Consider the following 25,842-nt stretch of genomic DNA (forward strand, 5'->3'; position numbering starts at 1 on the left):
CGGTCCGCGGTGTGACCGACCGGAAGCGCCCTCAGCGCAGCGTGCGCCGGAGGAACCGCACGACCCGCTCGCTCATCGCCTGGTCGAGCTGGGCGATCGAGTGCGCGGTGCCCTCGACCGCGACGAAGGTCACCGGGACGCCCTCGTCGCGCAGGGCGGAGGCGAAGTCCTGGGACTCCCAGATCGGGATGAACTCGCGCGTGGAGTGCCCGATGAAGAAGGGTGCGGTGTCCGCGGTCACGTTGTAGCGCGGGGACGCCCGCTCGGCCGCGGGGCAGGCGTCGTACCGCGTGCAGCCGAGGTAGAGCAGCTGCTTCCGCTGGAACGCCGCCGCGACCCCGTCGGACGCGGTCGAGCGGCTGGTGAGGTCCGACGGTCCGCTCAGGTCGACGACCGCGCGGATCCGGTCGCCGTCGGCGTACGCGGTGGAGCGGTGGTCCTCGACGGCGAGCATCGACACGAGGTTGCCGCCGGCACTCCCGCCGAACACCCCGACCCGGTCCGCGTCGACGTCGTAGGTCTCGAGCGTCGAGGGTCGGAACACCCAGTCGAGCGCCCGTCGGACGTCGTCGAGCCCGGCGGGGAAGGGGTCGGTCGGGGCCAGGCGGTAGTCGACGTTGAACGTGACGAAGCCCGCGGACGCCAGGTACTGACAGACGGACCGGTAGGCCGCGGTGGCCTTGTCCCCGTGCGACCAGCTGCCGCCGTGCACCATCATCACGGCCGGGCGGGTCCCGGTGGCGGCCTTCTCGAGCGCCGACGGGTCGGCCGTGGCAGGTGCGGTCGGTGAGGGGCTCGTGCCACCCGTCGCCTCCGGTGCGACGGGTTCCGGCGCAGTCGCGGCGTCGGCAGCGGCTGTCGCTGACGCCGCCCCCTCGGGCGTCGCGGTCGTGCCCGGTGCGCTGTCCGCCGGGAGACAGACGTCGAGCCGCTGCAGCCGGTCCGCGCCGTAGGGCACGTCCGAGACGACGTCGATGCCGTGGTACCGCAACGACAGCGGGTAGATGACGGCGCCAGCGGTGACGGTCTCGTTGCCGTCGCCGGCGGGGTCGGCACTGCACGACGCGACCGCGCCGAGCGCCACGATCGCGGCGACGAGCGCGAGCAGGGTGCGACGGCCGGACCTCATCGCCGACAACGGTATCCCCAGGTGTGGGCGATCGCAGCACGGAGGACACCCGGGGGTGCCAGGATGAGGGCGACCCGTCACCGTCGAAGCAGGAGGACCCGTGAGTCGACGCAAGGCCTGGAACGCCGATCCCGAACCGCTCCTCCGTGTCGACGAGGGCTTCCGGCTCGCCGACGTCGACCCCGACGGCACCCCGGGCTTCCCCGGTCGCAAGATCGACGGCCTCGAGTCCCTCGCCGCCGGTGCCGACCGACTCGCTGCCCTGCAGGAACGCCTGTGGGCCGCTGCGACCGCGGGTGACGAGCGCCGCGTGCTCCTGGTGCTGCAGGCGATGGACACCGCGGGCAAGGGCGGCATCGTGTCCCACGTCGTCGGCGCCGTCGACCCGAACGGCGTGCACTACGCCGGGTTCAAGGCACCGACGGCAGAAGAACGCGAGCACGACTTCCTCTGGCGTGTGGAACGGCAGCTCCCGGCCGCCGGGCAGCTCGGTGTCTTCGACCGCTCCCACTACGAGGACGTCCTCGTCCAGCGCGTCCACGGGTACGCCCCGCCGGAGGAGATCGAGCGTCGCTACGGCGCGATCGTCGACTTCGAGAGCCGACTCGCGGCGCAGGGCACCACCATCGTCAAGGTGATGCTGCACATCTCGAAGGACGAGCAGCGCGCCCGCCTGGGCGACCGCCTCGACCGCCCGGACAAGCACTGGAAGTTCAACCCGGGCGACATCGACGAGCGCCTGCGCTGGGACGACTACCAGCAGGCGTACCAGATCGCCTTCGACCGCACGTCGACCGCCGTCGCGCCCTGGTACGTCGTGCCGGCGAACCGCAAGTGGTACGCGCGCCTCGCCGTCCAGCAGCTCCTGCTCCGCGCGCTCGAGGACATGCACCTCTCGTGGCCCGCGGCGGACTTCGACGTGGCCGAGCAACGACAGCGGCTCGCCGAGTCCTGAGCCCCTCCCGCCAGGAGGCCCTCCTCGCGCGCCGACACCGGCCCCGCCGACCGACGGGGCTGGTGTCGATGCGCATGGTCGCGTAGACTCGATCGGTCGGCCTTCGACACCGCGGCTGCGAGCCGCGGACGTGTTTGGGTGTTGTGTAGTTCGAGGGCTGGAATCACGTCGATCGACGACGGGATGAACCCCCTCTCCACGAACCGCCCCCGCCGATGTCGCTGCCGGGCTGCGTGGTACGTCTGCACCCCGGAAAGCACTCATGGCCCCTTACGACAAGGGCGCGGACAACCGCGCCTCCGATCGAGCCCGTCACCCGAACGGCACCCCTGCCGCTCGCAGCAGCAAGCACCGCGGCTTCCGTGCCCCGGAGCCCACTGCCCCCCGTCAGAAGCAGCGTTGGGACGCTGACGACCGCCGCAACCGTTCGTCGCAGGGCGAGCGCCCGAGCCGCCCGAACTGGGACCCGCGCGACAGCCGCGGCAGCCGTCCGGCGTGGGAGCCCCGCGGTGCGGGCCGTCCCGCGCGCGGTTCGGACCGCGACGAGCGCGCTCCGCGCAGCTTCAACCGCGACGATCGTGCGCCCCGTCGCGACAACGACGACCGCGCCCCGCGTCGCTTCGACCGTGATGACCGTGCGCCGCGCACGTTCAACCGTGATGACCGCGCGCCTCGTCGTGACAACGACGACCGTGCCCCGCGTCGCTTCGACCGTGACGACCGTGCGCCGCGCACGTTCAACCGTGATGACCGCGCGCCTCGTCGTGACAACGACGACCGTGCCCCGCGTCGCTTCGACCGCGACGACCGCGCCCCGCGTCGTGACAACGACGAGCGCCCGCAGCGCCGGTTCGACCGCGACGACCGTGCCCCGCGCACGTTCAACCGTGACGACCGTGCGCCCCGTCGTGACAACGACGACCGCGCCCCGCGTCGCTTCGACCGTGATGACCGTGCGCCGCGCACGTTCAACCGTGACGACCGCGCGCCCCGTCGTGACAACGACGAGCGTCCCCAGCGCCGGTTCGACCGCGACGACCGTGCCCCGCGTCGAGACAACGACGACCGCGCCCCGCGCCGCTTCGACCGCGACGACCGTGCGCCGCGCACGTTCAACCGCGACGACCGTGCCCCCCGTCGTGACAACGACGAGCGTCCCCAGCGCCGCTTCGACCGCGACGACCGCGAGGCCCCCGCTGCACGCGGCGGCCACTTCGTCCCCGCGGACGACGTCAAGCTCGACAAGCTCAAGGCCGAGTCGACCATCGCCGCCGACGTCGAGGGCGTGACCTTCGCCGACCTCGGCATCGGTGGCAACATCTCGCGTGCCCTGGCCGAGCTCGGCGCCACCAGCCCGTTCCCGATCCAGGCCGCGACGATCCCCGACGTGCTCGCCGGCAAGGACGTCCTCGGGCGTGGCCGTACGGGCTCCGGCAAGACCATCGCGTTCGGTGCGCCGCTCGTCGAGAAGCTCATGGAGAACGGCGGCGGCACGAAGCGCAAGATGGGCCGCGCCCCGCGTGCGCTCATCCTCGCGCCGACCCGCGAACTCGCCCTGCAGATCGACCGCACGGTGCAGCCGATCGCCCGCTCGGTCGGTCTGTTCACGACGCAGATCTACGGCGGTGTGCCGTACGGCCGCCAGGAGGGCGCCCTCCAGCGCGGCGTCGACATCATCGTCGGCACCCCGGGGCGCGTGCAGGACCTCATGAAGAAGGGCACGCTCGACCTCAGCGAGGTCGTCGTCTCCGTCCTCGACGAGGCCGACCACATGTGCGACCTCGGGTTCCTCGAGCCCGTGCAGGAGATCCTCGAGGCCACGGCCCAGGTCACCCCGGCCGGCAAGCGCGCGCAGAAGCTCCTGTTCAGCGCCACGCTGGACACCCAGGTCGCGGCGCTCGTCGAGCAGTTCCTGCACGAGCCGTCCGTGCACGAGGTGGCGGGTGAGGACCAGGCGTCCTCGACCATCGACCACCGCGTGCTCGTGGTCGAGCAGCGCGAGAAGGACCGTCTCCTCGAGGAGCTCGTCGCCGGCGACGGCAAGACGATCGTCTTCGCTCGGACCCGGGCCTACGCCGAGCGCCTCGCCGAGCAGTTCGAGGACGCCGGCATCCGCGCGACCTCGCTCCACGGGGACCTGAACCAGTCGCGCCGCACACGCAACCTGCAGCTGCTCACGAGCGGTCGGGTGAACGTGCTCGTCGCGACCGACGTCGCCGCGCGCGGCATCCACGTCGACGACGTCTCGCTCGTCGTGCAGGCCGACGCCCCGGACGACTACAAGGCGTACATGCACCGCTCGGGCCGCACGGGTCGTGCCGGCAAGGAGGGCACCGTCGTCACGATCGTCCCCCGTGGCCGCATCCGGAAGATCGAGGGCATCCTCGAGCGCGCCGAGATCGAGGCCGAGCTCGTCCAGGCGGGCCCCGGCGACGGCATCGTCGCGGAGCTCGCCGCGCGCTAGACGCGAGCACAGGACGGACGGGAGGCCCGGTGCCAGCTGGCACCGGGCCTCCCGTCTGTCCGTCAGCGGTTGAAGAACAGCAGCCCGCGCGCGTAGCCGGCCTGCCCGGCGTGCTGCGTGCAGTCGTCGAGGATGCTGACGAGCCGGGCGCCCGCGGTGACGGGCGGGTCCCACGCATCGTCCACCACGGCGTCGAGGTCGTCCGGTCCGAGCGTGCCGAGGTAGGCGACGGTCCGCTCGTGCACGGCGCGGAGGTACCCGGTGAGCAGCTCGCCGGACGCCCGCACCCGGCCGACGTCGTCCTGGGACATGCCGTAGCCGAGCGCCTCCGCGGGGAAGGGCAGCCCGAAGCGGTCGTACCAGCCGTCCGCGGTCCACACCTGCTCGGCGCCCGCGAGGGCAGCGACCTGCACGTCCTGCCCGCGCGCGATGTGCCAGGCGAGCCACGCCACGGTGTTGGCGCCCGTGCCGGGTCGTGATGCGAGCTGGTCCTCGGAGAGCCCGTCGACGGCCCGCTCGACGGTCTCGGGCACGCGGGAGAACGCTTCGATGAGGAGTTCTGAGGGGGTCATGCCCCGAACCTACGCCCGGGTGCGCAGCACCAGTCCGGGTCTCAGACGGAGGCGCCCGAGCGACGGGCGAGCGCGCTGCCGAGCCGCGTGAACGCCTCGGCGAGGGCGCGGCGGTCCTCGGGGGCGATGGCCTCCCGGAACGACGCCGACCAGACGGCGCCGATCTGCTGCGCGATGGCTTCGCCGGACGGCGTCAGGTGGAGCAGGATGCTGCGGCGGTCGCCCGGGTTCGGGCGACGCGCGATGTGCCCCCGCTGTTCGAGCCGGTCGATGAGCGAGGTCATCGCCCCCGTCGACAGCTCGAGGTACTCGCCGGCCTGCTTCGGGGTGACGCCAGCGTCGTCGGCTGCGGCCAGGAAGAAGACGAAGCGGCTGTCGGTGGCGTTCAGCCCGCGGGTGCTGCTCTCGTGGTGGAGCACACGCGAGTGCTGCGTCTGCAGCAGGCGGAACGCGGTCACCAGGTCCACGAGGTCGTCGGCGTGGGGCGGTACGGGCGTCGAGGGGGAGGTGACCGGCACCGTACTGCTCATCGAGCAAGTATCTCATTGATTGAGGTAGTTCTCGTGACCCCAGCAGAGGGGGTGATCCTCGGTCTTGTGAGCCACTCTCGGACCAAGTAACTTGATCGTCGTACCAACCAGTACACGGCACCACCCCGGCATGCAGCGCGACTCAAACCATCGCGGTCCCGGCCGAACCAACCGATCAGACCTCTTCTCCTCTGGAGCACCGCCATGCCTCGTGTCACTCCTCGTGCTGCCCGCCTCGCCGCCTGGATCGCCATCCCCGCCGCCCTCGTCGCGTCGGGCGCCGTCGTCTCCACCGCCTCGTACGCCGCGTTCTCCGCCACCACGGTGAACCCGACGAGCAACTGGACCGCCGGCAACGTCGCCCTGGCCGACGACGACAACAACACCGCGCTGTTCACCGCGGCTGGCCTGAAGCCCGGCTCGACCGGCACGAACTGCATCACGGTGACCTCGACCGGCTCGCTCGCGTCGGCCGTGAAGCTCTACGCGACCACGCCGGCCACGACCAACGCGCTCGCGTCGAACATCACCGTCGCGATCGACCTCGGCACGGGTGGCGGCTTCGGCTCCTGCACCGGTTTCACCCCGGCCGCCACGAACAGCTCCGTCTACTCGGGCACGCTCGCCGCGTTCGGCACGTCGGCGACGAACTACGCCACGGGCGTCGGCACCTGGACCCCGACCGGCACCGGGTCCGAGTCGAAGGTCTACCGCGTGAGCTACACGGTCTCGCCGACGGCACCGAACTCGGTCATGAACGGCACCGCGTCGCTGGGGCTCACGTGGGAGGCCCAGAACAGCTGAGCCGCCGGAAGGGTGACGGACGTGTGACCAGCACGCCCGTCACACCTCCCGTCAGCGACGGCCGGGGGCGCGCACGCGCCGGCCCGGTCCGTCGACCCCAGCACGCCCCCGGTCGAAGGCACCCCATGGTCAGCATCGAAGTCAGCGGTGGAGGCACACCGCATGATGCGCTCCACGACGCCGTCGACTGGGGGCGTGTCGTCGTCGCGACGGTCGCCCGCGGGATCGTCGCCACACTCCTCGGCCTGGCGCTCTGGGCCGCGGCGCCCGCGGTCATCGGCTGGCTCCCCACCACCGTGATGACCGGCTCGATGGCACCGCGGATCGTCCCCGGTGACGTCGTCGTCTCCCGTCCGGTGGCACCCGCGGAGCTCCGGGTCGGGCAGGTCCTGCTCGCGGACGACCCGGACCAGGCCGGGCACCTCCGGATGCACCGCTTCGTCGACGCCGGGCCCGGCGGCTCCGTCGTCACCAAGGGCGACGCCAACCCCCAGCGCGACTCGACCGCGATCAGCCGCTCCGACGTGCACGGCGTCGCGTTCCTCCGCATCCCCGTCGTCGGCACACCGATCGTCTGGATGCGCGACGGGGCGTGGTCGAAGCTCGCGCTGCTGGCCCTCGCGGTCGCAGCGGTCCTGTGGCTCGCCACCGTCGACGGCTCGCTCCGACGGTTGGCGGCGGCCGTCCACGAGGACGACGCTGACGGCCCTGGTCCTGGTCCTGGTCCTGACGCCGGCTCCGGTCCTGACGCCGGCTCCGGTCCGGCGCCGCGGCACGGCCTGGAGGCTCGCTCCGGGGCCGCCCCGCTCCTCCAGCCCGTCGGTCGGTCCGGTCGGCACGCGCTGTCCCGGCGCGCGTCGTCCGGGCAGGTGCTGTCCCGTCGCGCGCACCGCCGCCAGGTCCGGCGGCAGCGCCGGCTCCGTGGCACCGGCGGGGTCGCCGCCGTGGTGCTGGTGGCCGGTGGCCTCGGTCTGCTGCTGCCGGCACAGGCCGTCGCAGCTCCCTTCACGAGCCGCACGTCGAACGCCGCGACCTCCCTGCAGGCGGCGACCGCGGTCGCGACGACGGCGCTGACGTGCAAGCCCAACGGTGACGGCAGCGTGGCCATCGGCTTCACGTACGGGGGAGCGCCCGGTGTGGTCTCGTCGTTCGACGTGCTGATGGGCTCCACCGTCGTGGGGACCGCTCCCGGCACGGCGTCGTCGGTCCGGGTGGTCGGCAGCGGCATCCTCAACCTCGGCACGACCGTCACGGTCACCGTCCGGACCAACCTCGGCGGGACGTGGACCGCCACGAGCACGTCGACGGCGAAGATCCAGACCGCTCTGATCGGCACCACGCTGAGCTGCGGCTGACCTGGTTCTCCACAGGCCCGGGCGGGGTGTCCCGGGATGTCCGTGGGCGGCGTTAGCGTGATCGGCATGCGCATCCTGCACACCGGCGACTGGCACCTGGGCCGCTCGTTGCTCGGTGCCGACCTGCTCGAACACCAGGCCGCGTTCCTCGACCACCTGGTCGGGGTCGTCGTGCAGCGCTCCGTCGACCTCGTCGTGGTCGCGGGCGACGTCTACGACCGCGCGATCCCGCCCGTCGACGCCGTGCGCATGCTCTCCTCGGTGCTCGAACGCCTGGCCACCGTCGCGACCGTCGTCGTGACGCCGGGCAACCACGACTCCGCCGTCCGGCTGGGGTTCGGGTCCGCGGTGATGAACGACCGCGTCCGCATCCTGTCCGAGCCGGCACGCCTGGCCGATCCCGTGCTCGTCGACGACCCGGACGGCCCCGTCGCCGTCTACGGCATCCCGTACCTGCAGCCCGACATGGTGCGGTACGCGCTCGCCGCCGTCCCCGACGAACCGCTCGCCCGCTCACACCAGGCCGTCGTCGGTGCCGCGATGGACCGCGTCCGTGCTCACCTCACCGCACGCCCCGGCACCCGCAGCGTCGTCGTCGCGCACGCCTTCGTGGGCGGTGCCGAGCCGAGTGACAGCGAGCAGGACATCCGCGTCGGCGGGGTGGACCGCGTCGCCGAGTCGACCTTCGACGGCATCGACTACGTCGCCCTCGGGCACCTCCACGGGCCCCAGCGCGTCGGCCGCACCGACCGCATCCGGTACGCAGGGTCGCCGCTCGCGTTCTCGTTCGGGGAGCGGAACCACACCAAGTCGGTGACCCTCGTCGACCTCGACGCCACGGGCGCGGTGTCCGTCGAGCTCCTCCCCACGCCCGTGCCGCGGCCGCTCGTGGACGTCCGGGGGCCGATCGACGCCATCGAGTCCGGCGCGTTCGCCGAGCACGCCGACGCCTGGGTGCGGGTCGCCGTGACGGACACCGTGCACCCCGAGCGGATGTACGCCAGGGTCAAGGACCACTTCCCCCACGCCCTCGCCGTCACCCACGAACCCACCGATGCCCCGGCACGCACCACCACCCGGGCGGTCACGGCGACGTCCGACCCGGTCGAGGTCTCGGCCGACTTCGTGACCTTCGCCACCGGCGGCGCCCCGTCCGACGACGAACTCGTGGTGCTGCGCGACGCGTACGAAGCCGCCGTCGCGACGATGTCCGACCAGGACCGGGCAGCGCGCTGATGTACCTGCACCGGCTCGAGCTCCGCGCCATCGGCCCGTACCCCGACCTCGTGTCGATCGACTTCGCCGCGCTCGCCGCGTCCGGGGTGTTCCTGCTCGAGGGCCCGACGGGCTCGGGCAAGTCCACGATCATCGACGCCGTCGTGTTCGCGCTCTACGGCGGGCTCGCGGGCACCGACGTCAGCACCGACCGCCTGCACTCCCAGCACGCCGACCCCGCGATGGAGCCCTTCGTCGAGCTCGTGTTCGAGACCGGCGCCGGGGTGTTCCGCGTCCGTCGCACACCCCAGCACGACCGCCCCAAGCAGCGCGGCACCGGCACCGTGAAGCAGCAGGCGTCCGCACAGCTCACCCGCCTGGCCAGCCCGACGGACCCCGCCGGCGAACCCGTCTCCGCCCGTGCGCAAGAGGTCGGCGCCGAGATCACGCGGATCATCGGCCTCGACCGCGCGCAGTTCCTGCAGACCGTGGTGCTGCCGCAGGGCGAGTTCGCGAAGTTCCTGAAGTCCCCGGGCGAAGACCGCCGCCGCCTCCTGCAGTCCCTGTTCGGCACCGAGGTCTACGACCGCACCGCCGACGAGCTCGCCACCCGTCGCCGTGCCGCCGCGGCCGAGGTCGACGCGGCAGACGCCCGCGTGCGGGACGCCCTCGCCCGGTTCACGGAGGCCTCCGGGCGCGCCGACGTGGACGAGCCGGCGGTCCCCGGTGTCGCCGCCGACCTCCGCGCCGCTGCCGACACCGCCGAGGCCCTCCGGGCACAGGCCGCCCTGACCGCGACGGCCGCCGCCGAGCACGAACAGGCCGTCGTGCTCCGAGCCGCCGCCCTCGAGCGTCGTGCGGAACTCCTCCGGCGTGCCGCGGCGCTCGACGCTCAGACCGCCGTCGTGGCCGACGTCCGCCGACGCCTGGCCGTCGCCGAGCGCGCTGCCCGGGTGAGCGCCGTGGCGGACGGCCTCGACAGCGCCGAGCAGCGTGCCTCCGCAGCCGGTGCGGCGCGGGACGCCGTCCGCTCCGAGCACGGGGTGTCCGACGACGACACCGCGGCCGAGCGCGACCGCCTGACGGACCTCGTCGGCGGGGTCCGGCACCTGGTGACCGTGGCGCGGGCGCTGCCCGGTCGTCGTGTCGCGCTCGACGCCGCCCGCGCCGACGCCGAGCGCCTGGGCGGCCGGCTGACCGAGCTCGTCGCCGCTCTCGACGCCCGGCCGGCCGCGCGCGCGCACATCGTCGACGCTGCCCGGACCGCAGCCGGCACGGCCGCCGGTGCCGATGCCGCCCAGCACCAGGTCGACGCCGTCGCCGAACTCCGTCGGGTGTCCGCGGAGCACGTCGCCATGCGGACCCGGGTCGTGGAGGGCGAAGCCGCCGTCGCTGCCGCTCGTGTCGCGGCGCACCGTGCCCTCGACGCCGAACAGCAGCTCCGCGAGCGCCGCATCGCCGGGCTCGCGGGGGAGCTGGGCGCAGCACTCCAGCCCGGCGACGCCTGCCCGGTGTGCGGTGCGGTGGAGCACCCCGCGGTCGCCGCACCCCAGGCCGACCACCCCACGCCCGCGCAGATCGCCGAGGCCGCCGCGGCAGCACGCCGAGCCGACGAGCTGCTCGCCGACGCCGCGACCACCCTCGCGCTCGACCGAGCGGAACGCGACCGTCTCGCCACCGTCCTCGGTACGACCACCCCGACCGACCTCGACGCCCGTGCCGCGCAGGCCGAGGCCCGACTCGCCGAGGCCAGAGCCGCAGCGGCGGACGTCGCCCGGCACGAACAGGCCCGCACCGCCCACGACGAAGCCACCCGCGCACTCGAACACGACCGCAACGACGTCGACGCGCGCCGCCAGGTCCTCCTCGCGACGGCCTCCGGCGATGCCGACCGCGTCGCGCAGGACACCGCCGCGGTGGCCCAGGCGTTGCGCACGCTGACCGCCGACCTCGCGCACCTCGACGAGCAGCCCACCGCACTGCCGGACGCCGTGGCCGCGATCGACCGCCGTGTCGAGGCCCTGCGGACGGTCGCGACCGCCGACGAGCACGCCCTCGTTGCCGTGCAGGCGGTCGCGGAACGCCGGACGGAGGTCGACCGGGTCCTCGCCGAGCAGGACTTCGCCGACGTGGGCGCCGCTCGGGCCGCCGTGCTCGCCCCCGACGACGCCGAGCGACTCCAGGAGCAGGTCCGGACCGCCGACCGTGAGCGTGCGGTCGTGGACGCCGGCCTCGCCGAACCGGCCGTCGTCGCCGCGGCGCAGGACGACCCCGCGACCCTCGACCTCGACGCCGCCCGGGCCGCCAGGGTCCAGGCCGCCGCCGCGCTCGAGTCCGCCGCGCGGGACGCCACCACCGCCGCCGACCGGGCCGCTGCCACTGACCGCTGCGCCACGGACGTCGAGCGCGCGCTGACGGCCAGGGCAGCGACGTCGGCCCGCAGCCGCGCGGTGGTGCGCCTCGCCGACATCGCGGCCGGCGCCCCCGGCGTGAACCCGACGGGCATCACCCTCGGCACCTACGTCCTGATGCGCCGCTTCGAGGACGTGGTCGCCGCGGCGAACGACCGGCTCCGGGCCATGCTCGGCGGGCGGTTCGCCCTCGAGACCTCCGACGAACGGGAGTCCGGCAGTCGTTCCCGTCGCACGGGCCTGGCGCTCGCGGTCCGTGACCACACCACGGACACCACGCGCGACCCCCGCAGTCTGTCCGGTGGTGAGACCTTCACGGTGTCGCTGTGCCTGGCGCTCGGGCTCGCGGACATCGTGCAGGCCGAGGCCGGCGGGGTCTCGCTCGGCACGCTCTTCGTCGACGAGGGATTCGGCACGCTCGACCCCGAGTCGCTCGACGGCGTCATCGGGCAGCTCACCCGCCTGACCGCCGGCGGCCGTCAGGTCGGCATCGTCAGCCACGTCGAGGAGCTCAAGCAGCGGATCCCCGAGCGGATCGCGGTCCGCCGGGCCCCGGGCGGCGGCTCACAGGTCACGACGACCGTCTGACGCCCGACCCGAGCACCGGCCTCGGGTCAGGGCGTCGGCGTCGCGGAGGTGTCGACCGTGCCGTCCGGCGGCGGCAGGATGTCGGCCGCGACGAACGGGAACACCCAGGTGAAGAGCGCGAAGACGACGACGGCGAGGAGCACGAGCAGCTCGATCACCTTGAGGGCGGTCGGGCCGGGCAGGACCCGCCAGACGAACGGGAAGATCACTTGGCGGTCTCCGAGAGTTCCTTGGGGGTGCCTTCCGACGCGGGCATCCAGTAGTCGAGCTTGGCGTGCGTGACGAAGCGCTCCTTGGCGGACCACATCGGGTGGCAGGCCGTCAGCGTGAGCCAGCGGTCGTCACCGGTCGGCTCGACGCCCGGCTTGTTCGGCACGGGGGCGATGGTCTCGACGTGGTCAGGCGTGACGATCTGGCTGTCGGTGACCTTGTAGACGTACCAGGTGTCGAAGTTCGTCGCCTTGTCGGTGACGCGCACCACGATGGGGTCGCCGGGCTTCAGGTCCGCGATCTGGTTCAACGGCTTGCCGTAGGTGACGCGGTGGCCGGCGACGGCGAAGTTGCCCTCGGCGCCGGGCATCGCCGTGCCCTGGTAGTGGCCGAGCCCGATCGTGTTGAGGACCTTCTCACGATCGGTGCCCTCGCCGATGGGCCGGTTGTAGTCCGCGCCGAAGCGGGGGATCTGCATCGTGCCGAACACGGACGACAGTCCGGGTGGCTCAGCGAGCACGGGTGCGACCCCGCGGCGCTCGGTGCCGACCTCCGACGGGGGCTTCACCTGCTGCAGGTCCTGCACGAGCGCCGTCTGGTCGTGCACGGCGACCACGTCGGTCCACCAGGCGGTCCAGAGCACGTAGAGCCCCGTGGCCGCACCGGCGATGATGAGCAGCTCTGCGAGGAGCGACAGCAGCGCGCCGCCGACCGTCTGGCGGGGCCGTCGACGTGGTGGACGGGAGCGACCAACCTGCTCGTCCTGCGCGCCCCCGTGCGCGGGAAGGGTGTCGTGTGTGGTCACGTGGCTCCTGGTCCGGGCGTTCTGTGTCGCGGTGACGACGGGACAGGTCTATCAGACCATGGTGACGCCCTGTCGAGGACGTTCTCCACACCGTCGGTACCGTGGAGTGATGGGACACGTCATCCGTCAGTTCACCCCTGCCGACACCGAGGCGGTCGTCGCCGTGTGGGAGTCCTGCGGCCTGGTCCGTCCGTGGAACGACCCGCGACGGGACATCGCCCGCAAGCTGACCGTGCAGCCCGAGCTCTTCCTGGTGGCGACCGAGGCCCCGAGCGCCGACGCCGAACCGGCCGACGCCGACCCGGCCGACGCCGACCCGGCCGACGCCGACCCGGCCGGCGACGGTCCGACCGTCGTCGCCGCGGGGATGGCCGGCTTCGACGGACACCGCGGCTGGGTCAACTACCTGGCGGTCCGGCCCGACCTGCAGGGCTCGGGCCTCGGCCGCGCGTTCATGGCGGAGTTCGAGCGGCTGCTCACCGACCTCGGCTGCCCGAAGCTCAACCTGCAGGTGCGCGCGGGCAACGAGCAGGTCATCGGCTTCTACGAGTCGCTCGGCTACACCGACGACCACACGGTGTCGATGGGCAAGCGCCTGATCCCAGATGCCTGATCCAGGCGATCGCGCCTGACTCAGGCGAGCGCGAGCGTGACCGACGCCGTCAGCGCCAGGCCGATGCCCACGGCCTGCAGCACGGCGAGCCGCTCCCGCAGCACGATCCCGGCGAGCACCACGGTGCCGATCGGGTAGAGCGCGTTGAGCACGCTGATCACGGGCAGCGTCGAGGGGTCCGTGCTCGAGTGCAGGCCGGTCTGGATGAACACGTTCGCCAGGGCGTCGAACACCCCGCACGCCACGACCACCAGCGCGAGCCGGCGGACCGTTCCGGCGACGGCCGGGGGACCGGCCACGTCGCCAGCGCCGGCCGAGGCGGCGACGCGGGAGGAGCCTCCTGTCCGGACGGCCGCAGCGACCGCCGCCGCCCCCAGCAGCACCGCCTGCAGCAGCCGCGCGACGACCAGCGGGGCCATGCCGGAGTCCGCCGGGGTCTCGTTGAAGGCCAGCACGATCCCGCCGAAGCCGCACCCGGCGACCGCTGCCGTGACCACGCCGCGCGCCGTCAGTCGAGCGCCACCGGGGTCCCGTACCGACGCCACGAGCACGACGGCCACGACCGCGACGACCAGCGCCCCGATCGCCACCGGGGACAGCACGGTCCCGCCCACGAGCGCGACCACGACCGGCACCACGGCGGCGAACACCGCGGTCAGTGGCGACAGGACGCTCATCGGCCCCATCGCCAGCGCGGCGTAGAGCAGGAGCACGCCGACCGCGCCGGAGACGCCGGCGACCGCGCCCCACAGGGTGGCCTGCCACGAGGCCCGTCCGCCGACGAGTGCCAGCGCGACCAGGAGCGGTGCGATGCCGACGACGGCCGCGAGTGCCGCGACGGTGACGGGTCGGAGCCGCCGCGACGCCAGACCGCCGAGGAAGTCGGCGAACCCGTACACGAGCGCGCCACAGAGGCCCAGCACGACGGTGATCACGGGTCCCATCCTGCCCTCACCGGTACTGTGCGATGGTGAGCGTTCCCTACCACCGTCTCTTCCGCGTCGACGGCCGCTGGCGCTGGTGGCGTCCGCTCGTCGCCATCGCGTTCCTCGCCGGGTGGTACCTGGTGTCGCAGATCCTGATCACGGTCGCCTACTTCGTGCCCATCGGGGCCACGCAGGGGCCGCAGGGACTGCTCGACCTCGAGCAGAGCCTGCAGAAGGGCGCGCTCGACCCGACGGACCCGATCGTGCTGTCGCTGTCCCTGGTGTCGCTCGTCGTGCTGCTCCCGGGGATCATGCTCGCGGTGAAGATCGCGCGCCTCGGCCCGGCGAACACCCTGTCGTCGGTGCGCTTCCGCGTGCGCTGGCGCTGGGCGGCGTGGTGCCTGCTGCCGACGCTGGTGATCGCGGTCATCATGTTCGTCGTCCAGACCGGGGTCTTCGACCCCACGAACGGTCAGGTGTTCGGTCCCGGCAGCATGTTCACGTTCGACGGCGGCTTCGGGTGGAACCACGACGCGATCGGACAGTCGACCGTCTCCGTCGAGACCCTCACCCTGACGATCGCGATGGTCGTCCTGCTCGTGCCGTTCCAGGGCGCAGCGGAGGAGTACGTCTTCCGCGGCTTCCTCATGCAGACCCTCGGCGCCTGGATCCCGTGGCGCAAGGTCGGCGCCGTCGTCGCCGTCCTCGTCTCCACCGTCGTGTTCGCCCTGCTGCACATCCCGAACGGCTACAACGTCTGGGGCATCCTCGACGTCGGCTCGTTCGGGCTCGTCGCGGCGGTCATCGTGCTCCGGACCGGCGGGCTCGAGGCCACCGTCCTGCAGCACGCCTTCAACAACATCATGATCTTCGTGCTCCAGGCGCCCGGCTGGTCGAAGGTCGACCTCGACTCCTCGAACGGCACCGTCGTCGGCTGGCTCGTCACCCTCGGCACGTCGCTGGCGTACTGGGGCATGGTCGAGTTCCTCGCCCACTGGCGCGGGCTCGACCGCCGTTTCCCGGGTGCCGAGACCCCGCGCTTCCGCGGCACGGTGCCCACCTGGGCAGGCGGCACGCGCTGGGTCCGGCCGGGAGGCACCGGCTGGTCGGGTGCACCGGCTCGCTCCGAGGGGGTGGCCGGGTCCACTGCCGCGGTCGCGCCCGCCGGGTCGGTCGCCGGGACCGGCAGCTGACCGCGCGCGGCGGGTCGGTCGCCGGCACCGATCGTCGACGGTGCCGCTGTGGACAGCTGACCGTGCGCCTGTGGACAGCGGGATCGGTGTCGCCGGTCGCCCGTAGGCTGGACGCATGAGCACCACCTCGGCCGCCGTCGTGCCCGACGCGTCCCCGTCGCGCACCGCGGCGCTCGACGTCCTGCACCGGGTGTGGGGGTACGACGACTTCCGCGGGGAACAGGCGTCGATCATCGACCGCGTGGTGTCCGGGCAGGACGCCCTGGTCCTCATGCCCACGGGTGGCGGCAAGTCGCTCTGCTACCAGGTGCCCGCGCTCGTCCGCGACGGCGTCGGGGTCGTCGTCTCGCCGCTGATCGCCCTGATGCAGGACCAGGTCGACGCCCTCGCAGCGAACGGCGTCAAGGCCGCGTTCCTCAACTCCACGCAGGGCCCCGACGAGCGTGCCCGGGTCGAGCGTGCCGTCGTGCAGGGCGAGGTGGACATGCTCTACCTCGCGCCCGAACGACTCCGGCTCGAGTCCACCCGTGCACTGCTCGACCGCGCCCGCATCGCCCTGTTCGCGATCGACGAGGCCCACTGTGTCGCGCAGTGGGGCCACGACTTCCGCCCGGACTACCTCGAGCTGAGCGTCCTGCACGAGCGCTGGCCGACGGTGCCGCGGATCGCGCTCACCGCCACGGCCACCCCGCAGACGCACCGCGAGATCTCCGGCCGCCTCGGGCTGGACGACGCCGAGCACTTCGTCGCCGACTTCGACCGACCGAACATCCAGTACCGGATCGAACCCAAGACGGGCGCGCTCCAGCAGCTGCTGACGTTCATCCGCACCGAGCACAAGGGCGACGCCGGCATCGTGTACTGCCTGTCGCGCAACTCGGTCGAGCGCACGGCCGCGGCGCTCGTCGACCAGGGCATCCCCGCGCTGCCGTACCACGCGGGCCTCGACGTCCGGGTCCGCGAGCGCAACCAGTCCCGCTTCCTGCGCGAGGACGGCATCGTGATGGTCGCCACGATCGCGTTCGGCATGGGCATCGACAAGCCCGACGTCCGCTTCGTCGCCCACCTCGACCTGCCGAAGTCGGTCGAGGGCTACTACCAGGAGACCGGCCGTGCCGGGCGTGACGGTCAGCCCTCCACCGCGTGGTTGGCGTACGGGCTGAACGACGTCGTGCAGCAGCGCCGGATGATCGACCAGTCCGAGGGCGACGCCGCCCACCGCCGCCAGCTCAGCGCGCACCTCGACGCCATGCTGGCGCTCTGCGAGACGATCGAGTGCCGCCGGGTGCGGTTGCTCGCGTACTTCGGGCAGGAGTCCACGGCCTGCGGCAACTGCGACACGTGCATCGCCCCGCCCGAGTCGTGGGACGGCACCGTGCCGGCGCAGAAGCTCCTGTCGACCATCGTGCGGCTCGACCGCGAGCGCGGCCAGCGGTACGGCGTCGCCCACCTCGTCGACATCCTCGTGGGCAAGCAGTCGCCGCGTGTGCAGGAACTCAAGCACGAGTCCCTCGCCACCTTCGGCATCGGCGCGGACCTGTCCGAGGCCGAGTGGCGCACCGTGGCCCGACAGGTCCTCGCGCAGGGCTACGCCGCCGTGTCGAGCGACGGCTTCGGCACGCTCGTCCTCAGCCAGAGCAGCGCCGAGGTCCTCGCCGGTCGCGTGCAGGTGCTCATGCGTCGTGACCCGGTCAAGGCGCCCCGAGCCAGCCGTGGTCGTCGGACAGTCGTATCCGACATGCCGCAGGAAGCCGTCGGCCTGTTCGAGGCACTGCGGGCATGGCGTGCAGCGCAGGCTCGCGAGCAGGGCGTCCCCGCGTACGTGGTCTTCAACGACGCGACCCTCCGGGGGATCGCGGCAGTCCGTCCGTCCGACGTCGACCAGCTCGCCGAGATCTCCGGCGTCGGTGCTGCGAAGCTCGAGTCCTACGGCCGTGCCGTGCTCGACGTGGTGGCCGCCGCGGAGTGACCCGGGGCACATGCCGCTGTCGACATGTGCGTCCTCGGCCCGTGGCTACACTCGGTACCTCCCGCCCCGAGGAGGCTGCAGGTGTCCGGTTCGTCGTTGTTCGCCACCGTGCTCGGGCGTGGGGTGGTGGCACCGCTCGCACGGGTGCTCTGGCGCCCCAGGATCGTCGGGCGGAAGAACGTCCCGAAGCGCGGCGCGGTCATCCTGGCGAGCAACCACCGGTCCTTCATCGACTCCCCGGCGATCACGATCATGGCCCCGCGCAAGGTGTCGTTCCTGGCGAAGCAGGAGTACTTCACCGGGACGGGGTTCCGCGGTGGTGTCTCCCGCGCGTTCTTCGGAGCGATCGGGGCGATCGGCGTCGAGCGTGGCGCGGGTGCTGCGGCGCAGCAAGCCCTCGACCTCGGGCTCGCCCGCCTGCAGGAGGGTGAGGCCTTCGCGATCTACCCGGAGGGCACCCGGTCGCTCGACGGCCGGATCTACCGCGGGCGGACCGGTGTCGCCTGGCTGGCCCTGACGAGCGGAGCGCCCGTCGTGCCCGTCGCGCTCACCGGGACCGAGGACGTGCAGCCCGTCGGCGCCCGTGTCCCGAAGCTCGCGCGGGTGACGATCGAGTTCGGGGAGCCGCTCGACCTGTCGTCCTTCGGCGAGGCCTCGTCCGGACGTGCACGTCGCCACGCGACCGATGCGGTGATGGCGGCGATCCAGGCGATGAGCGGCCAGGAGCCCGCGAACGCCTACAACAACCCGCCCGCCACCATCGTCGAGCGGGTCCGTCGGGCACTGCACCGGGATGACCCGAGCGAAGCGGTCGAACCCGACTGAGCACCTGCCGCTATTGCAGATACGAAATATCAGTGCTTGAATGGAGACCGTGCCCGCGCTGGGCACGGTCCCGCCGCCCGAACACGGAACAGGGACCTCACCCCGTGATCGGAAGGTCAGCAGCATGTCCTCCACCCCGCTCTACGACGCCGTCTCCCGGCGGCACGACCGTGCCGCCTCTGCCGGACCACGCCGCACCACGACCCCGGTTGCACAGCCCGCCACTGCTCCGACCTCGCCGCTGTCCGCCCCGGTCGCCGCGACCCGGTCCACGCTCGTCCCCGCCGCCCTCGTCGCCGCGATCGACGACATCCCCGTCCGGGTCGCCTCCGCGCTCCCGCAGGTGGTCAGCGTCCGTCCAGAGCAGTTCGTGCTGGTCGAAGCCGTCGCCGACGCCGTGACCCGCGCCGTCGTGGACGCCGTCGCGGTGGAGCTCGACCGCATCCACGCCGACGGCGCTGTCCGCGTCTGACCCGCTCCGCTGCCCGATGACGACGAACGACGCGCTGCCGAAGCGCCCGCGCGGGGCCGAACGTTGCGCAGCGAACACCGCGGCGGCACGGACATCGCGGTCGTCGCGTCCGTCTCGCAGCTCCGGACCTGCCACGGGTCCGTCCCAGTCCTCCGGTACGGCGGTGTCCCCTCCCGCCGTGCCGGAGCCCACGCCTCGGCGCCCGGCCGTCCCGGTGACAGCTCGTCGGCGCCGTCGGGCCGTCCCGCTGACGGCCACCGCGGTCGCTGCGTGCCTGTTCGTGACCGTCGCCTCGCCGCAGTCGGCCCTCGCGACGCCGACCGACGCCGTGTCAGAGTCGACCACTCCGATCGCCGCGATGGACGCGCAGGAGTACCGCGCCGCAGGGTCCGTGGACATCGACACGGACCGCGACGGCTTCTCCGTCCAGCGGGCCCCGAGCCGGGTGCCGCGCGGCATCCTCGGCGCAGCGCTCCCGGCGGGTGACTCCGTCGTCCGTCCGGTCGACGGCTCCGTCCCCGCGGCGGGTGGCTTCGGGTCGCGCTGGGTCGACGGCTGTGCGGCGTGCTCGACGAACCACGAGGGGCTCGACTTCGCAGCACCCATCGGCACCCCGGCCGTCGCGGCGATGTCCGGCGTGGTCGTGTCGGCCGGCGTGCTCGGCGGGTACGGCAACCAGGTCCTCGTGCAGCACGCCGACGGCCTGCAGACGCGCTACGGACACCTGTCCCAGATCGCCGTCCGTGTCGGGCAGGTCGTGACCGCGGGGGAGCGCATCGGGGCGGTCGGCAACACCGGCGTCTCGACCGGTCCGCACCTGCACTTCGAGGTCATCGTGTCGGGCCGCCCGGTCGACCCGGCGGTCTGGCTGCGGGCCCACGCGCTCCTCTGAGAACCGGGCGTCGTCGCCGCGTACCGTTCGACGAGCCGTCGGCACCGAGCCGACCGGCAGGACGGAGACACACGGTGCGCGTGACGGTGTTGGGAACAGGAGCCATGGGGGCCGGAGTGGCGCAGTCGCTCCTCCGCGAGGGACACGACGTGACGGCGTGGAACCGGAGCCGGGAGCGCGCCGAGCCCCTCGCCGAGCACGGTGCGACCGTCGCTGACGACGCGGGCAGCGCCGTCGCCGAGGCCGAGGTCGTCCTGCTGACGCTCTTCGACGCCGACGCGGTGGTCGACGTCCTCGAGCAGGCAGCGGGGGACGCACCGACGGACGCCGTCTGGGTGCAGGCCTCGACGGTCGGGGTCGAGGGCAGCGAGACCGTCGTGCAGATCGCGGCGAAGTACGGCATCACCCTGGTCGAGGCCATGATGCTCGGCACGAAGACCCCGGCGGAGCAGGGCAAGCTGACGATGCTCGCCGCCGGTCCCGCGGCGACGCTGGACGCCATCGACCCGGTGCTCGACGCGATCGGCGCCAAGACCGTCCGCGCCGGTGACCGCGTCGGCGAGGGCACCGCGCTCAAGCTCGCCGCCAACGCCTGGATCGCGTCGATCACGGCGGCGACCGGACAGTCCCTCGCCATCGCGCGGGGACTCGGCATCGACCCGGCACTCTTCCTCCAGGCGATCGAGGGCTCGGCGAGCGACTCCGCCTACGCGCACACGAAGGGCACGTCGATGATGGCCGGGGAGTTCCCCGCGCAGTTCGCCCTCGACGGCCTCCGGAAGGACATCGGCCTCATCACCGATGCCGCCCGGGCGAACGGGGTGTCGACGACGCTCCTCGACGCGCTCGGTCGGGTCTACGCGGACGCCAGCGCTGCCGGCCACGGCAAGGACGACATCGCGGCGGTCAGCACGGCCTTCTGAGCAGCACGCCGCACTAGTCGCGACGGAAGAGCCGTCGGAGCTTCGTCCCGAGGCGTCCGACGGCTTCGTCGTTCATCGTGTTCGCCAGGTCGAAGGCCTCACGAGCCGGGTCGGAGCCGTCCCGGATGCGCCGGAGTGCGGCGTTCGCGCGCGCTCGGGCGTCGAGTTCTGCGAGGGGCATGTCGTCCTCGGGCTCGTGCGGCCGGGCTTCCGTCATGACTGCAGGCTACGCGTGCCGTGGTGAGCCGCGTGTGCGTGCTGGGCTACGCCTGCGGGGGCACCGAGCGGGGTCCGTCCGCGCGCCTGGCCGTCTTGTCGGCGTCGATCTCGTCGACGACGGAGGTCATCTCCTCGAGGAACTCCACGACGACGGCCATGTCCACCGACGGCAGGTGCTCGGCGACGGCGAACGCGCGGGTGTCCAGCTCGTCGATGACGGTGATGGCACGGCGCATCGACGACCCCGAAGCGCTGAGGATGACGCCCCGGCGGTCGTTCGGGTCCGGGCGGCGCTCGACGTGGCCGCTCTGCACGAGTCGGTCCACGAGGGCGGACGTCGACGCCGGCGTGATCTGCAGGCGTTCCGCGAGCTCCTTGGCGTTCACCGCGTGGCCGTCGGCCTCGGCGTCGACCAGGACCCGGAGGGCCAGGAGCGCGTTCTCGCCGATCCCCAGGGCCTCTCGTGCACGACGCTGCGCAGCGCTCTCGGCCGTGCGGTAGCGCCGGAGGGCGTTCAGCACGTCCACCGCGTCGACCCGGGACCCGTTGCCGTACCAGTACCCCGTGGTGTTCGTCGTCACCTCGGAACTCATGGTCGAGATTCTAGGCGCTCTAGTTAGGTTGTCTAGCGACCGAGCCAGTCCACGCGTTCGCAACACCCGTGACGCGGCCTCGAAACACCGACGCAATGCGGGGTCAGTAGGTTCACGGCATGCAGGAGCCGCGGTGCTGAGCCGACTCGCCGGGAGTGTGTTCCGCGTCGGCGCGGCGGTCGAGCGGGCAGACGTCATCGCGCGGCTGCTCGACGTCTACCTGACGCGGTCGGATCCGGCCACGGGAGCCGGAGAGCCGGCGATCGCTCGGGAACTCCGCGTCGTCGCCGGTGCGGCCATCCGTCCCGCGACCGTCCTCGACCGCTCGACGACCCTCGAGGCACTCGCACTCGACCGGCACGAACCCGCGTCCATCGCGAACGCCGTGGCCGTGGCGCGGGACGACGCCCGCCGAGCGCGGGACGTCGTCTCGACCGAGCTGTGGGACTGCCTCAACGTCACGCGCTCGCGGATGCCCCGCAAGATCGCCTCCGGCCGGGAGCACGAGTTCCTCGGCTGGGTGCGCGAACGGAGCGCCCTCGCGATCGGCGTGGTCGAGGGCGACGCAAGCCGTGACGAGGTCTGGGAGTTCTTCACGCTCGGCCGGTCCCTGGCACGCTGCGCCGCCACCGCGCGGCTCCTGGCGTCCGACCTGCTCGAACCCACGTCCGCCACGTCATGGGGCACGGCACTCCGGGCATGCGGCGCCGGTGAGGCCTTCCACCGCGGGTCGCATCCGGGCGCACCCGCCACCGAGGCAGCCGCGTTCCTGCTCCTCGACGAACGCAGTCCCCGCTCGGTGCTGTTCCTGACGCAGCGTGCCGAGGAGTGCCTGGCGGACGTCGCCTCGCGCGTCGTCACCGAGGAACTCGCCGACCTCCGTGACGCCCGGCGCGCTCTGCAGCAGATTCCTCCGGCCGAGGCCGTCGACGCAGCCAGGACTGCCGGTGCCCGACTGGCCGCGGTCGCCGAACGCGTGGCCGCTGCGCTCGAGGACCGCGTCTTCGCGGTCGCCGAACCCGCTCGCTGACGTCGGTCGCGTGCGCTGCCGCACGCGGGGTGTCGCTGCATGTGGTCGCATCGGGCGACAGGGCAGCGAGGATCGCGACGCGTGTCCGCACCGACCGTGTCGCCCCATGCGGCCGGATCGGGTACGCGCGCATCGAGCGACACGGCAGGCGCGGGTGCGACGCGCACATGCACGGACGGTGTCGCTTCCGCCGCGCTGCTGCAATGGCACCCACCGGACGGTGTCGCTTCCGCCGCGCTGCCGGACGGTGGGACCCACCAGACGGGAGGCTCGGTGGCGGACCGGTGGGGAGCCTCCCGTCCGGCGGGGTGCCGGACCGTCAGGAGGCGCTGGAACGGTCGGCGAGGGCCTCGTCCCGCTGCAGGTCACGTCGGACCTCGGCAGCTGACCTCGGCGCGCCGACGACCGGGATCGAGTGGGTGACGGCGAGGTGGAGCCGCGAGTCGGCGTCGTACCGGAGGCGGAAGTGCTCGTGGCGGACGAGCCAGACGAGCGCGATGGCCAGCGCGACGAAGCCGGACGCGGCACCGACGCCGATCGCCCAGCGGGGGCCGAAGGCGTCCGCGACGGCGCCGACGACGGGGGCGCCGATGGGGGTGCCGCCGGCGAAGATGGCCATGTAGAGCGCCATCACACGGCCACGCATCGCCGCGGAGGTGGTGGTCTGGACGAGGGCGTTCGCGGTGGTCATGAACGTCAGCGACGCCAGGCCGACGAAGACGAGCACGATGGCGAAGGTCCAGTAGGTCGGAGCGAGGGCCGCCGCCGTGCACGCGAGCCCGAACCCGCCCGACGCGATGACGAGCAGGCGCATCCGGGGGCGGTCACGGCGGGCGGACAGGAGCGCGCCGAGCACCGAACCGACCGCCATCACGGAGCTGAGCAGGCCGAACTCGCTCGCGCCCTTGTGGAACTCCACCCGCGCCATCGTCGACGTGAAGATCGGGAAGTTCACGCCGAACGTGCCGACGACGAAGATCATCGCGAGGACCACGATGATGTCGGGTCTGGTGCGGACGTACCGGAAGCCCGCGATGATCTGGCCCTTCCCGCGCTTCGCCTTCGGTCGGTCGGCGAGCTGTTCGGGGTCGACGAACGCCAGGGCGCCGAGGACGGCCGCGAACGACGCCGCGTTGATGATGAACACCCAGCCGGACCCGACCGCGGCGATCATCACGCCGGCGACCGCGGGGCCGATGAGCCGGGCGGCGTTGAACGAGGCCGAGTTCAGCGCGACCGCGTTCGAGACCTGTTCGCCGGTCACCACGTCCGACACGAAGGCCTGGCGGACCGGGGTGTCGAAGGCGGCCACGATGCCGAGCGCCAGGGCGAAGCCGTACAGCCAGAGCAGGGTCGCCGTCTCGGTGACGACCATGATGCCGAGGCCCAGGCCGAGCAGGCCCATCAGCGCCTGCGTGACCATGAGCGTGCGTCGGCGGTCGAAGCGGTCGGCGACCAGCCCGGTCCAGGGGAGGAGCAGGAGCTGCGGCCCGAACTGCAGCGCCATCGTGGTGCCGACCGCGATGGCGTCGTTGTGGGTGAGCTGCGTCAGGACGATCCAGTCCTGCGCGGTGCGCTGCATCCAGGTGCCGACGTTGGACACCAGGGCCCCGGCGAACCAGATGCGGTAGTTGCGTCCCGAGAGGGACCGGAACATGGCGGTCACGGCTGGGCCAGCCTCCTCATGATGTCGGTGGCCTCGGTGAGCACGCGGCGTTCGGCGGGCGTGAGCACCGCGAGGCGTGGGGTGAGCCAGTCGTCACGGCGTCGTCGGGTCTCGACGACGAAGTCCGCTCCGGCCGGGGTCGTCGCGATGAGCACCTTGCGGCGGTCGTCCCCGTGGTCGGCCTTCGTCGCCAGGCCGAGCTCGACCAGGGCGGCGACGGTCTTCGTCATCGACGGTGGGGTGACGCCCTCGTGCCGACTGAGGTCCGCCAGGGACAGCGGGCCCTCGCGGTGCAGGCGTGCGAGCGCGGAGAACACGGCGTCGCTCATCGTGCTGTCGGCCTTCTGCGCACGCAGCGTCCGGGACAGCCGGTTCACGGCCACGCGGAAGTCGGTGCTCAGGTGGGTCACGTCGTCAGCCTAACTCATTAGTTCAGTGAACGAACTGGTTGGGCCGCAGGACGCATCATCGGTGTATCGTGCGATGTATAGGCAACAGGTGTTGCCGAGGATTGGAGCAGGTCATGTCCGAGTTCGAGGGCAAGGTCGCCATCGTCACCGGTGGGGGCAGCGGCATCGGCGAGGCCATCGCGAAGGAGCTCGCTGCGGCGGGCGCGCAGGTCGTCGTCACCGACATCAAGCAGGACGCCGCCGAGCGGGTCGTCGGCGCGATCGAGGCGGCCGGTGGGACCGCCGTGGCGTTCACGGCGAACTCGGCCGTCGCCGCCGACGACGAGCGCGCCGTGCAGTTCGCGGTCGACACCTACGGCGGGCTGCACCTCGCCGTGAACAACGCCGGCATCGGCGCTGCCCCGCAGCCCATCGGCGAGTACGACGTCGCCGCATGGGACCGCGTGCGTGGGGTCGACCTCGACGGCGTCTTCTACGGGCTGCGCTACGAGATCCCGGCGATGCTCGCCTCCGGTGGCGGTGCCATCGTGAACATGTCGTCGGTGCTCGGCTCGGTCGGGCTCGCGCAGAACGCCGCCTACGTGGCGTCGAAGCACGCGCTCGTCGGCCTGACGAAGGTCGCGGCGCTCGAGTACACGGCGCAGGGCATCCGCACGAACGCGGTCGGTCCGGGCTTCATCGACACGCCCCTGGTGCGGTCGTCGCTGTCGGCCGAGCAGCTCGCGGCGCTCGAGGCCGAGCACGCCGCGAAGCGCCTCGGCACCGACGCCGAGGTCGCCGCGCTGGTGCTGTTCCTGCTCAGCGACAAGGCCTCGTTCATCAGCGGGAGCTACCACCTGGTCGACGGCGGGTACTCCGCGCACTGAGGTTGTGCGGGCCGGGGCACGCGCGGGTCGTTCCGCGCGTGCGCTGCCGCTTCCCGCGGAGCACGTCGAATCGCGCGTCGGAGGTCGGATGTCCTGACCCCCTGCGCGCGATCGCACTCTCCATCGCGGGTGATGTGGGAAGGACCGCGCACCGCGGGCGCCGGACTGGAGGCTCGGCGCAGGTTCCCGACGTCGGGAACCTGCGCC

25 protein-coding genes are annotated in these 25,842 nt (G+C 72.7%); 15 read left to right on the forward strand and 10 right to left on the reverse strand.

Annotated elements, in window-relative coordinates; translation table 11 throughout:
• Positions 1-31 precede the first annotated feature (31 nt).
• The gene (locus tag ITJ68_RS04575; protein WP_194660108.1) at positions 32-1,129 is read right to left on the reverse strand and encodes an alpha/beta hydrolase; all 1,098 of its coding nucleotides are present in this window, start codon (positions 1,127-1,129) and stop codon (positions 32-34) included.
• Between the two features lie 100 nt (positions 1,130-1,229).
• Here ITJ68_RS04575 and ITJ68_RS04580 point away from each other — a divergent pair, with 100 nt between their 5' ends.
• Together ITJ68_RS04580 and ITJ68_RS04585 are read left to right on the forward strand one after the other, a co-directional pair.
• Positions 1,230-2,084, forward strand: a complete 855-nt coding sequence (locus ITJ68_RS04580) for a polyphosphate kinase 2 family protein (protein ID WP_194660109.1) — start codon at positions 1,230-1,232, stop codon at positions 2,082-2,084.
• A 262-nt stretch (positions 2,085-2,346) separates the two neighbouring features.
• Positions 2,347-4,548, forward strand: coding sequence for a DEAD/DEAH box helicase (locus ITJ68_RS04585; RefSeq protein WP_194660110.1), 2,202 nt, complete (start codon positions 2,347-2,349; stop codon positions 4,546-4,548).
• 62 nt (positions 4,549-4,610) lie between these two features.
• On the opposite strand, the gene ITJ68_RS04590 is transcribed toward ITJ68_RS04585, so the two are convergent.
• Positions 4,611-5,120 (reverse strand): mycothiol transferase, encoded by a 510-nt coding sequence (locus ITJ68_RS04590; protein WP_194660111.1) that lies wholly within the window; start codon positions 5,118-5,120, stop codon positions 4,611-4,613.
• A gap of 41 nt (positions 5,121-5,161) precedes the next feature.
• Positions 5,162-5,650 (reverse strand): MarR family winged helix-turn-helix transcriptional regulator, encoded by a 489-nt coding sequence (locus ITJ68_RS04595; protein ID WP_194660112.1) that lies wholly within the window; start codon positions 5,648-5,650, stop codon positions 5,162-5,164.
• Positions 5,651-5,854: 204 nt separating this feature from the next.
• Between ITJ68_RS04595 and ITJ68_RS04600 the strand changes: the two genes are divergently transcribed.
• The 4 genes from ITJ68_RS04600 (at position 5,855) to ITJ68_RS04615 (ending at position 12,023) form a co-directional block, all read left to right on the forward strand.
• Complete coding sequence (locus ITJ68_RS04600; RefSeq protein WP_194660113.1) at positions 5,855-6,454, forward strand: hypothetical protein; 600 nt, start codon at positions 5,855-5,857, stop codon at positions 6,452-6,454.
• A 125-nt stretch (positions 6,455-6,579) separates the two neighbouring features.
• On the forward strand, positions 6,580-7,809 hold the full coding sequence (locus tag ITJ68_RS04605) for a S26 family signal peptidase (RefSeq protein WP_194660114.1): 1,230 nt from the start codon (positions 6,580-6,582) through the stop codon (positions 7,807-7,809).
• Between the two features lie 66 nt (positions 7,810-7,875).
• Positions 7,876-9,045, forward strand: coding sequence for an exonuclease SbcCD subunit D (locus tag ITJ68_RS04610; RefSeq protein ID WP_194660115.1), 1,170 nt, complete (start codon positions 7,876-7,878; stop codon positions 9,043-9,045).
• Positions 9,045-12,023 carry an AAA family ATPase gene (locus tag ITJ68_RS04615; protein ID WP_194660116.1) on the forward strand — a complete coding sequence of 993 codons (2,979 nt, stop codon included), beginning with the start codon at positions 9,045-9,047 and terminating at the stop codon, positions 12,021-12,023. The genes ITJ68_RS04610 and ITJ68_RS04615 overlap by 1 nt, the downstream gene beginning before the upstream one ends.
• A gap of 26 nt (positions 12,024-12,049) precedes the next feature.
• On the opposite strand, the gene ITJ68_RS04620 is transcribed toward ITJ68_RS04615, so the two are convergent.
• Positions 12,050-12,232, reverse strand: coding sequence for a hypothetical protein (locus ITJ68_RS04620; RefSeq protein WP_228504792.1), 183 nt, complete (start codon positions 12,230-12,232; stop codon positions 12,050-12,052).
• Complete coding sequence (locus tag ITJ68_RS04625) at positions 12,229-13,038, reverse strand: class E sortase (protein WP_268096384.1); 810 nt, start codon at positions 13,036-13,038, stop codon at positions 12,229-12,231. The genes ITJ68_RS04620 and ITJ68_RS04625 overlap by 4 nt, the downstream gene beginning before the upstream one ends.
• Positions 13,039-13,147: 109 nt before the next feature.
• On the opposite strand from ITJ68_RS04625, the gene ITJ68_RS04630 reads away from it, so the two are divergent.
• Complete coding sequence (locus ITJ68_RS04630) at positions 13,148-13,651, forward strand: GNAT family N-acetyltransferase (protein ID WP_194660117.1); 504 nt, start codon at positions 13,148-13,150, stop codon at positions 13,649-13,651.
• Positions 13,652-13,671: 20 nt separating this feature from the next.
• On the opposite strand, the gene ITJ68_RS04635 is transcribed toward ITJ68_RS04630, so the two are convergent.
• On the reverse strand, positions 13,672-14,586 hold the full coding sequence (locus tag ITJ68_RS04635) for an EamA family transporter (RefSeq protein ID WP_194660118.1): 915 nt from the start codon (positions 14,584-14,586) through the stop codon (positions 13,672-13,674).
• 35 nt (positions 14,587-14,621) lie between these two features.
• Here ITJ68_RS04635 and ITJ68_RS19490 point away from each other — a divergent pair, with 35 nt between their 5' ends.
• The 6 genes from ITJ68_RS19490 to ITJ68_RS04665 all read left to right on the forward strand — a co-directional run bounded on the left by ITJ68_RS19490 (position 14,622) and on the right by ITJ68_RS04665 (position 20,851).
• On the forward strand, positions 14,622-15,770 hold the full coding sequence (locus ITJ68_RS19490) for a CPBP family intramembrane glutamic endopeptidase (protein WP_194660119.1): 1,149 nt from the start codon (positions 14,622-14,624) through the stop codon (positions 15,768-15,770).
• 115 nt (positions 15,771-15,885) lie between these two features.
• Positions 15,886-17,739, forward strand: coding sequence for a DNA helicase RecQ (recQ, locus tag ITJ68_RS04645; RefSeq protein WP_194660120.1), 1,854 nt, complete (start codon positions 15,886-15,888; stop codon positions 17,737-17,739).
• 81 nt (positions 17,740-17,820) lie between these two features.
• Complete coding sequence (locus ITJ68_RS04650) at positions 17,821-18,564, forward strand: lysophospholipid acyltransferase family protein (RefSeq protein ID WP_268096389.1); 744 nt, start codon at positions 17,821-17,823, stop codon at positions 18,562-18,564.
• Between the two features lie 124 nt (positions 18,565-18,688).
• Complete coding sequence (locus ITJ68_RS04655; RefSeq protein ID WP_194660122.1) at positions 18,689-19,036, forward strand: hypothetical protein; 348 nt, start codon at positions 18,689-18,691, stop codon at positions 19,034-19,036.
• Between the two features lie 163 nt (positions 19,037-19,199).
• Entirely contained in the window at positions 19,200-19,928 is a 729-nt protein-coding gene (locus ITJ68_RS18945) for a M23 family metallopeptidase (protein ID WP_323743215.1), read from the forward strand.
• Positions 19,929-20,008: 80 nt separating this feature from the next.
• Positions 20,009-20,851: an NAD(P)-dependent oxidoreductase gene (locus tag ITJ68_RS04665; protein ID WP_194660124.1), complete on the forward strand. Its 843-nt coding sequence runs from the start codon at positions 20,009-20,011 to the stop codon at positions 20,849-20,851.
• A 13-nt stretch (positions 20,852-20,864) separates the two neighbouring features.
• Here ITJ68_RS04665 and ITJ68_RS04670 read toward each other — a convergent pair whose 3' ends face one another.
• Both ITJ68_RS04670 and ITJ68_RS04675 read right to left on the reverse strand, forming a co-directional pair.
• Positions 20,865-21,068, reverse strand: coding sequence for a hypothetical protein (locus ITJ68_RS04670; RefSeq protein WP_194660125.1), 204 nt, complete (start codon positions 21,066-21,068; stop codon positions 20,865-20,867).
• Positions 21,069-21,114: 46 nt separating this feature from the next.
• Entirely contained in the window at positions 21,115-21,663 is a 549-nt protein-coding gene (locus ITJ68_RS04675; protein WP_194660126.1) for a MarR family winged helix-turn-helix transcriptional regulator, read from the reverse strand.
• A gap of 133 nt (positions 21,664-21,796) precedes the next feature.
• Between ITJ68_RS04675 and ITJ68_RS04680 the strand changes: the two genes are divergently transcribed.
• Positions 21,797-22,693, forward strand: a complete 897-nt coding sequence (locus ITJ68_RS04680; protein ID WP_194660127.1) for an alpha-E domain-containing protein — start codon at positions 21,797-21,799, stop codon at positions 22,691-22,693.
• A 319-nt stretch (positions 22,694-23,012) separates the two neighbouring features.
• On the opposite strand, the gene ITJ68_RS04685 is transcribed toward ITJ68_RS04680, so the two are convergent.
• Complete coding sequence (locus tag ITJ68_RS04685; protein WP_194660128.1) at positions 23,013-24,359, reverse strand: MFS transporter; 1,347 nt, start codon at positions 24,357-24,359, stop codon at positions 23,013-23,015.
• Positions 24,356-24,769 carry a MarR family winged helix-turn-helix transcriptional regulator gene (locus tag ITJ68_RS04690; protein ID WP_194660129.1) on the reverse strand — a complete coding sequence of 138 codons (414 nt, stop codon included), beginning with the start codon at positions 24,767-24,769 and terminating at the stop codon, positions 24,356-24,358. The genes ITJ68_RS04685 and ITJ68_RS04690 overlap by 4 nt, the downstream gene beginning before the upstream one ends.
• A 113-nt stretch (positions 24,770-24,882) precedes the next feature.
• Between ITJ68_RS04690 and ITJ68_RS04695 the strand changes: the two genes are divergently transcribed.
• Positions 24,883-25,635 (forward strand): SDR family NAD(P)-dependent oxidoreductase, encoded by a 753-nt coding sequence (locus ITJ68_RS04695; protein ID WP_194660130.1) that lies wholly within the window; start codon positions 24,883-24,885, stop codon positions 25,633-25,635.
• Positions 25,636-25,842: the final 207 nt, after the last annotated feature.

Origin of the sequence: Curtobacterium sp. VKM Ac-1395, assembly GCF_015350975.1 — a bacterium.
Taxonomy (GTDB): domain Bacteria; phylum Actinomycetota; class Actinomycetes; order Actinomycetales; family Microbacteriaceae; genus Curtobacterium.

What these genes read in the sequence shown, in the direction of transcription:
- ITJ68_RS04595 (WP_194660112.1), bottom strand. Translation starts at nt 5,650, where the DNA reads ATGAGCAGTACGGTGCCGGTCACCTCCCCCTCGACGCCCGTACCGCCC.
- ITJ68_RS04575 (WP_194660108.1), bottom strand. Translation starts at nt 1,129, where the DNA reads ATGAGGTCCGGCCGTCGCACCCTGCTCGCGCTCGTCGCCGCGATCGTG.
- ITJ68_RS04590 (WP_194660111.1), bottom strand. Translation starts at nt 5,120, where the DNA reads ATGACCCCCTCAGAACTCCTCATCGAAGCGTTCTCCCGCGTGCCCGAG.
- ITJ68_RS04670 (WP_194660125.1), bottom strand. Translation starts at nt 21,068, where the DNA reads ATGACGGAAGCCCGGCCGCACGAGCCCGAGGACGACATGCCCCTCGCA.
- ITJ68_RS04585 (WP_194660110.1), top strand. Translation starts at nt 2,347, where the DNA reads ATGGCCCCTTACGACAAGGGCGCGGACAACCGCGCCTCCGATCGAGCC.
- recQ (WP_194660120.1), top strand. Translation starts at nt 15,886, where the DNA reads ATGAGCACCACCTCGGCCGCCGTCGTGCCCGACGCGTCCCCGTCGCGC.
- ITJ68_RS04605 (WP_194660114.1), top strand. Translation starts at nt 6,580, where the DNA reads ATGGTCAGCATCGAAGTCAGCGGTGGAGGCACACCGCATGATGCGCTC.
- ITJ68_RS04630 (WP_194660117.1), top strand. Translation starts at nt 13,148, where the DNA reads ATGGGACACGTCATCCGTCAGTTCACCCCTGCCGACACCGAGGCGGTC.
- ITJ68_RS04615 (WP_194660116.1), top strand. Translation starts at nt 9,045, where the DNA reads ATGTACCTGCACCGGCTCGAGCTCCGCGCCATCGGCCCGTACCCCGAC.
- ITJ68_RS04695 (WP_194660130.1), top strand. Translation starts at nt 24,883, where the DNA reads ATGTCCGAGTTCGAGGGCAAGGTCGCCATCGTCACCGGTGGGGGCAGC.
- ITJ68_RS04675 (WP_194660126.1), bottom strand. Translation starts at nt 21,663, where the DNA reads ATGAGTTCCGAGGTGACGACGAACACCACGGGGTACTGGTACGGCAAC.
- ITJ68_RS04600 (WP_194660113.1), top strand. Translation starts at nt 5,855, where the DNA reads ATGCCTCGTGTCACTCCTCGTGCTGCCCGCCTCGCCGCCTGGATCGCC.
- ITJ68_RS04610 (WP_194660115.1), top strand. Translation starts at nt 7,876, where the DNA reads ATGCGCATCCTGCACACCGGCGACTGGCACCTGGGCCGCTCGTTGCTC.
- ITJ68_RS04655 (WP_194660122.1), top strand. Translation starts at nt 18,689, where the DNA reads ATGTCCTCCACCCCGCTCTACGACGCCGTCTCCCGGCGGCACGACCGT.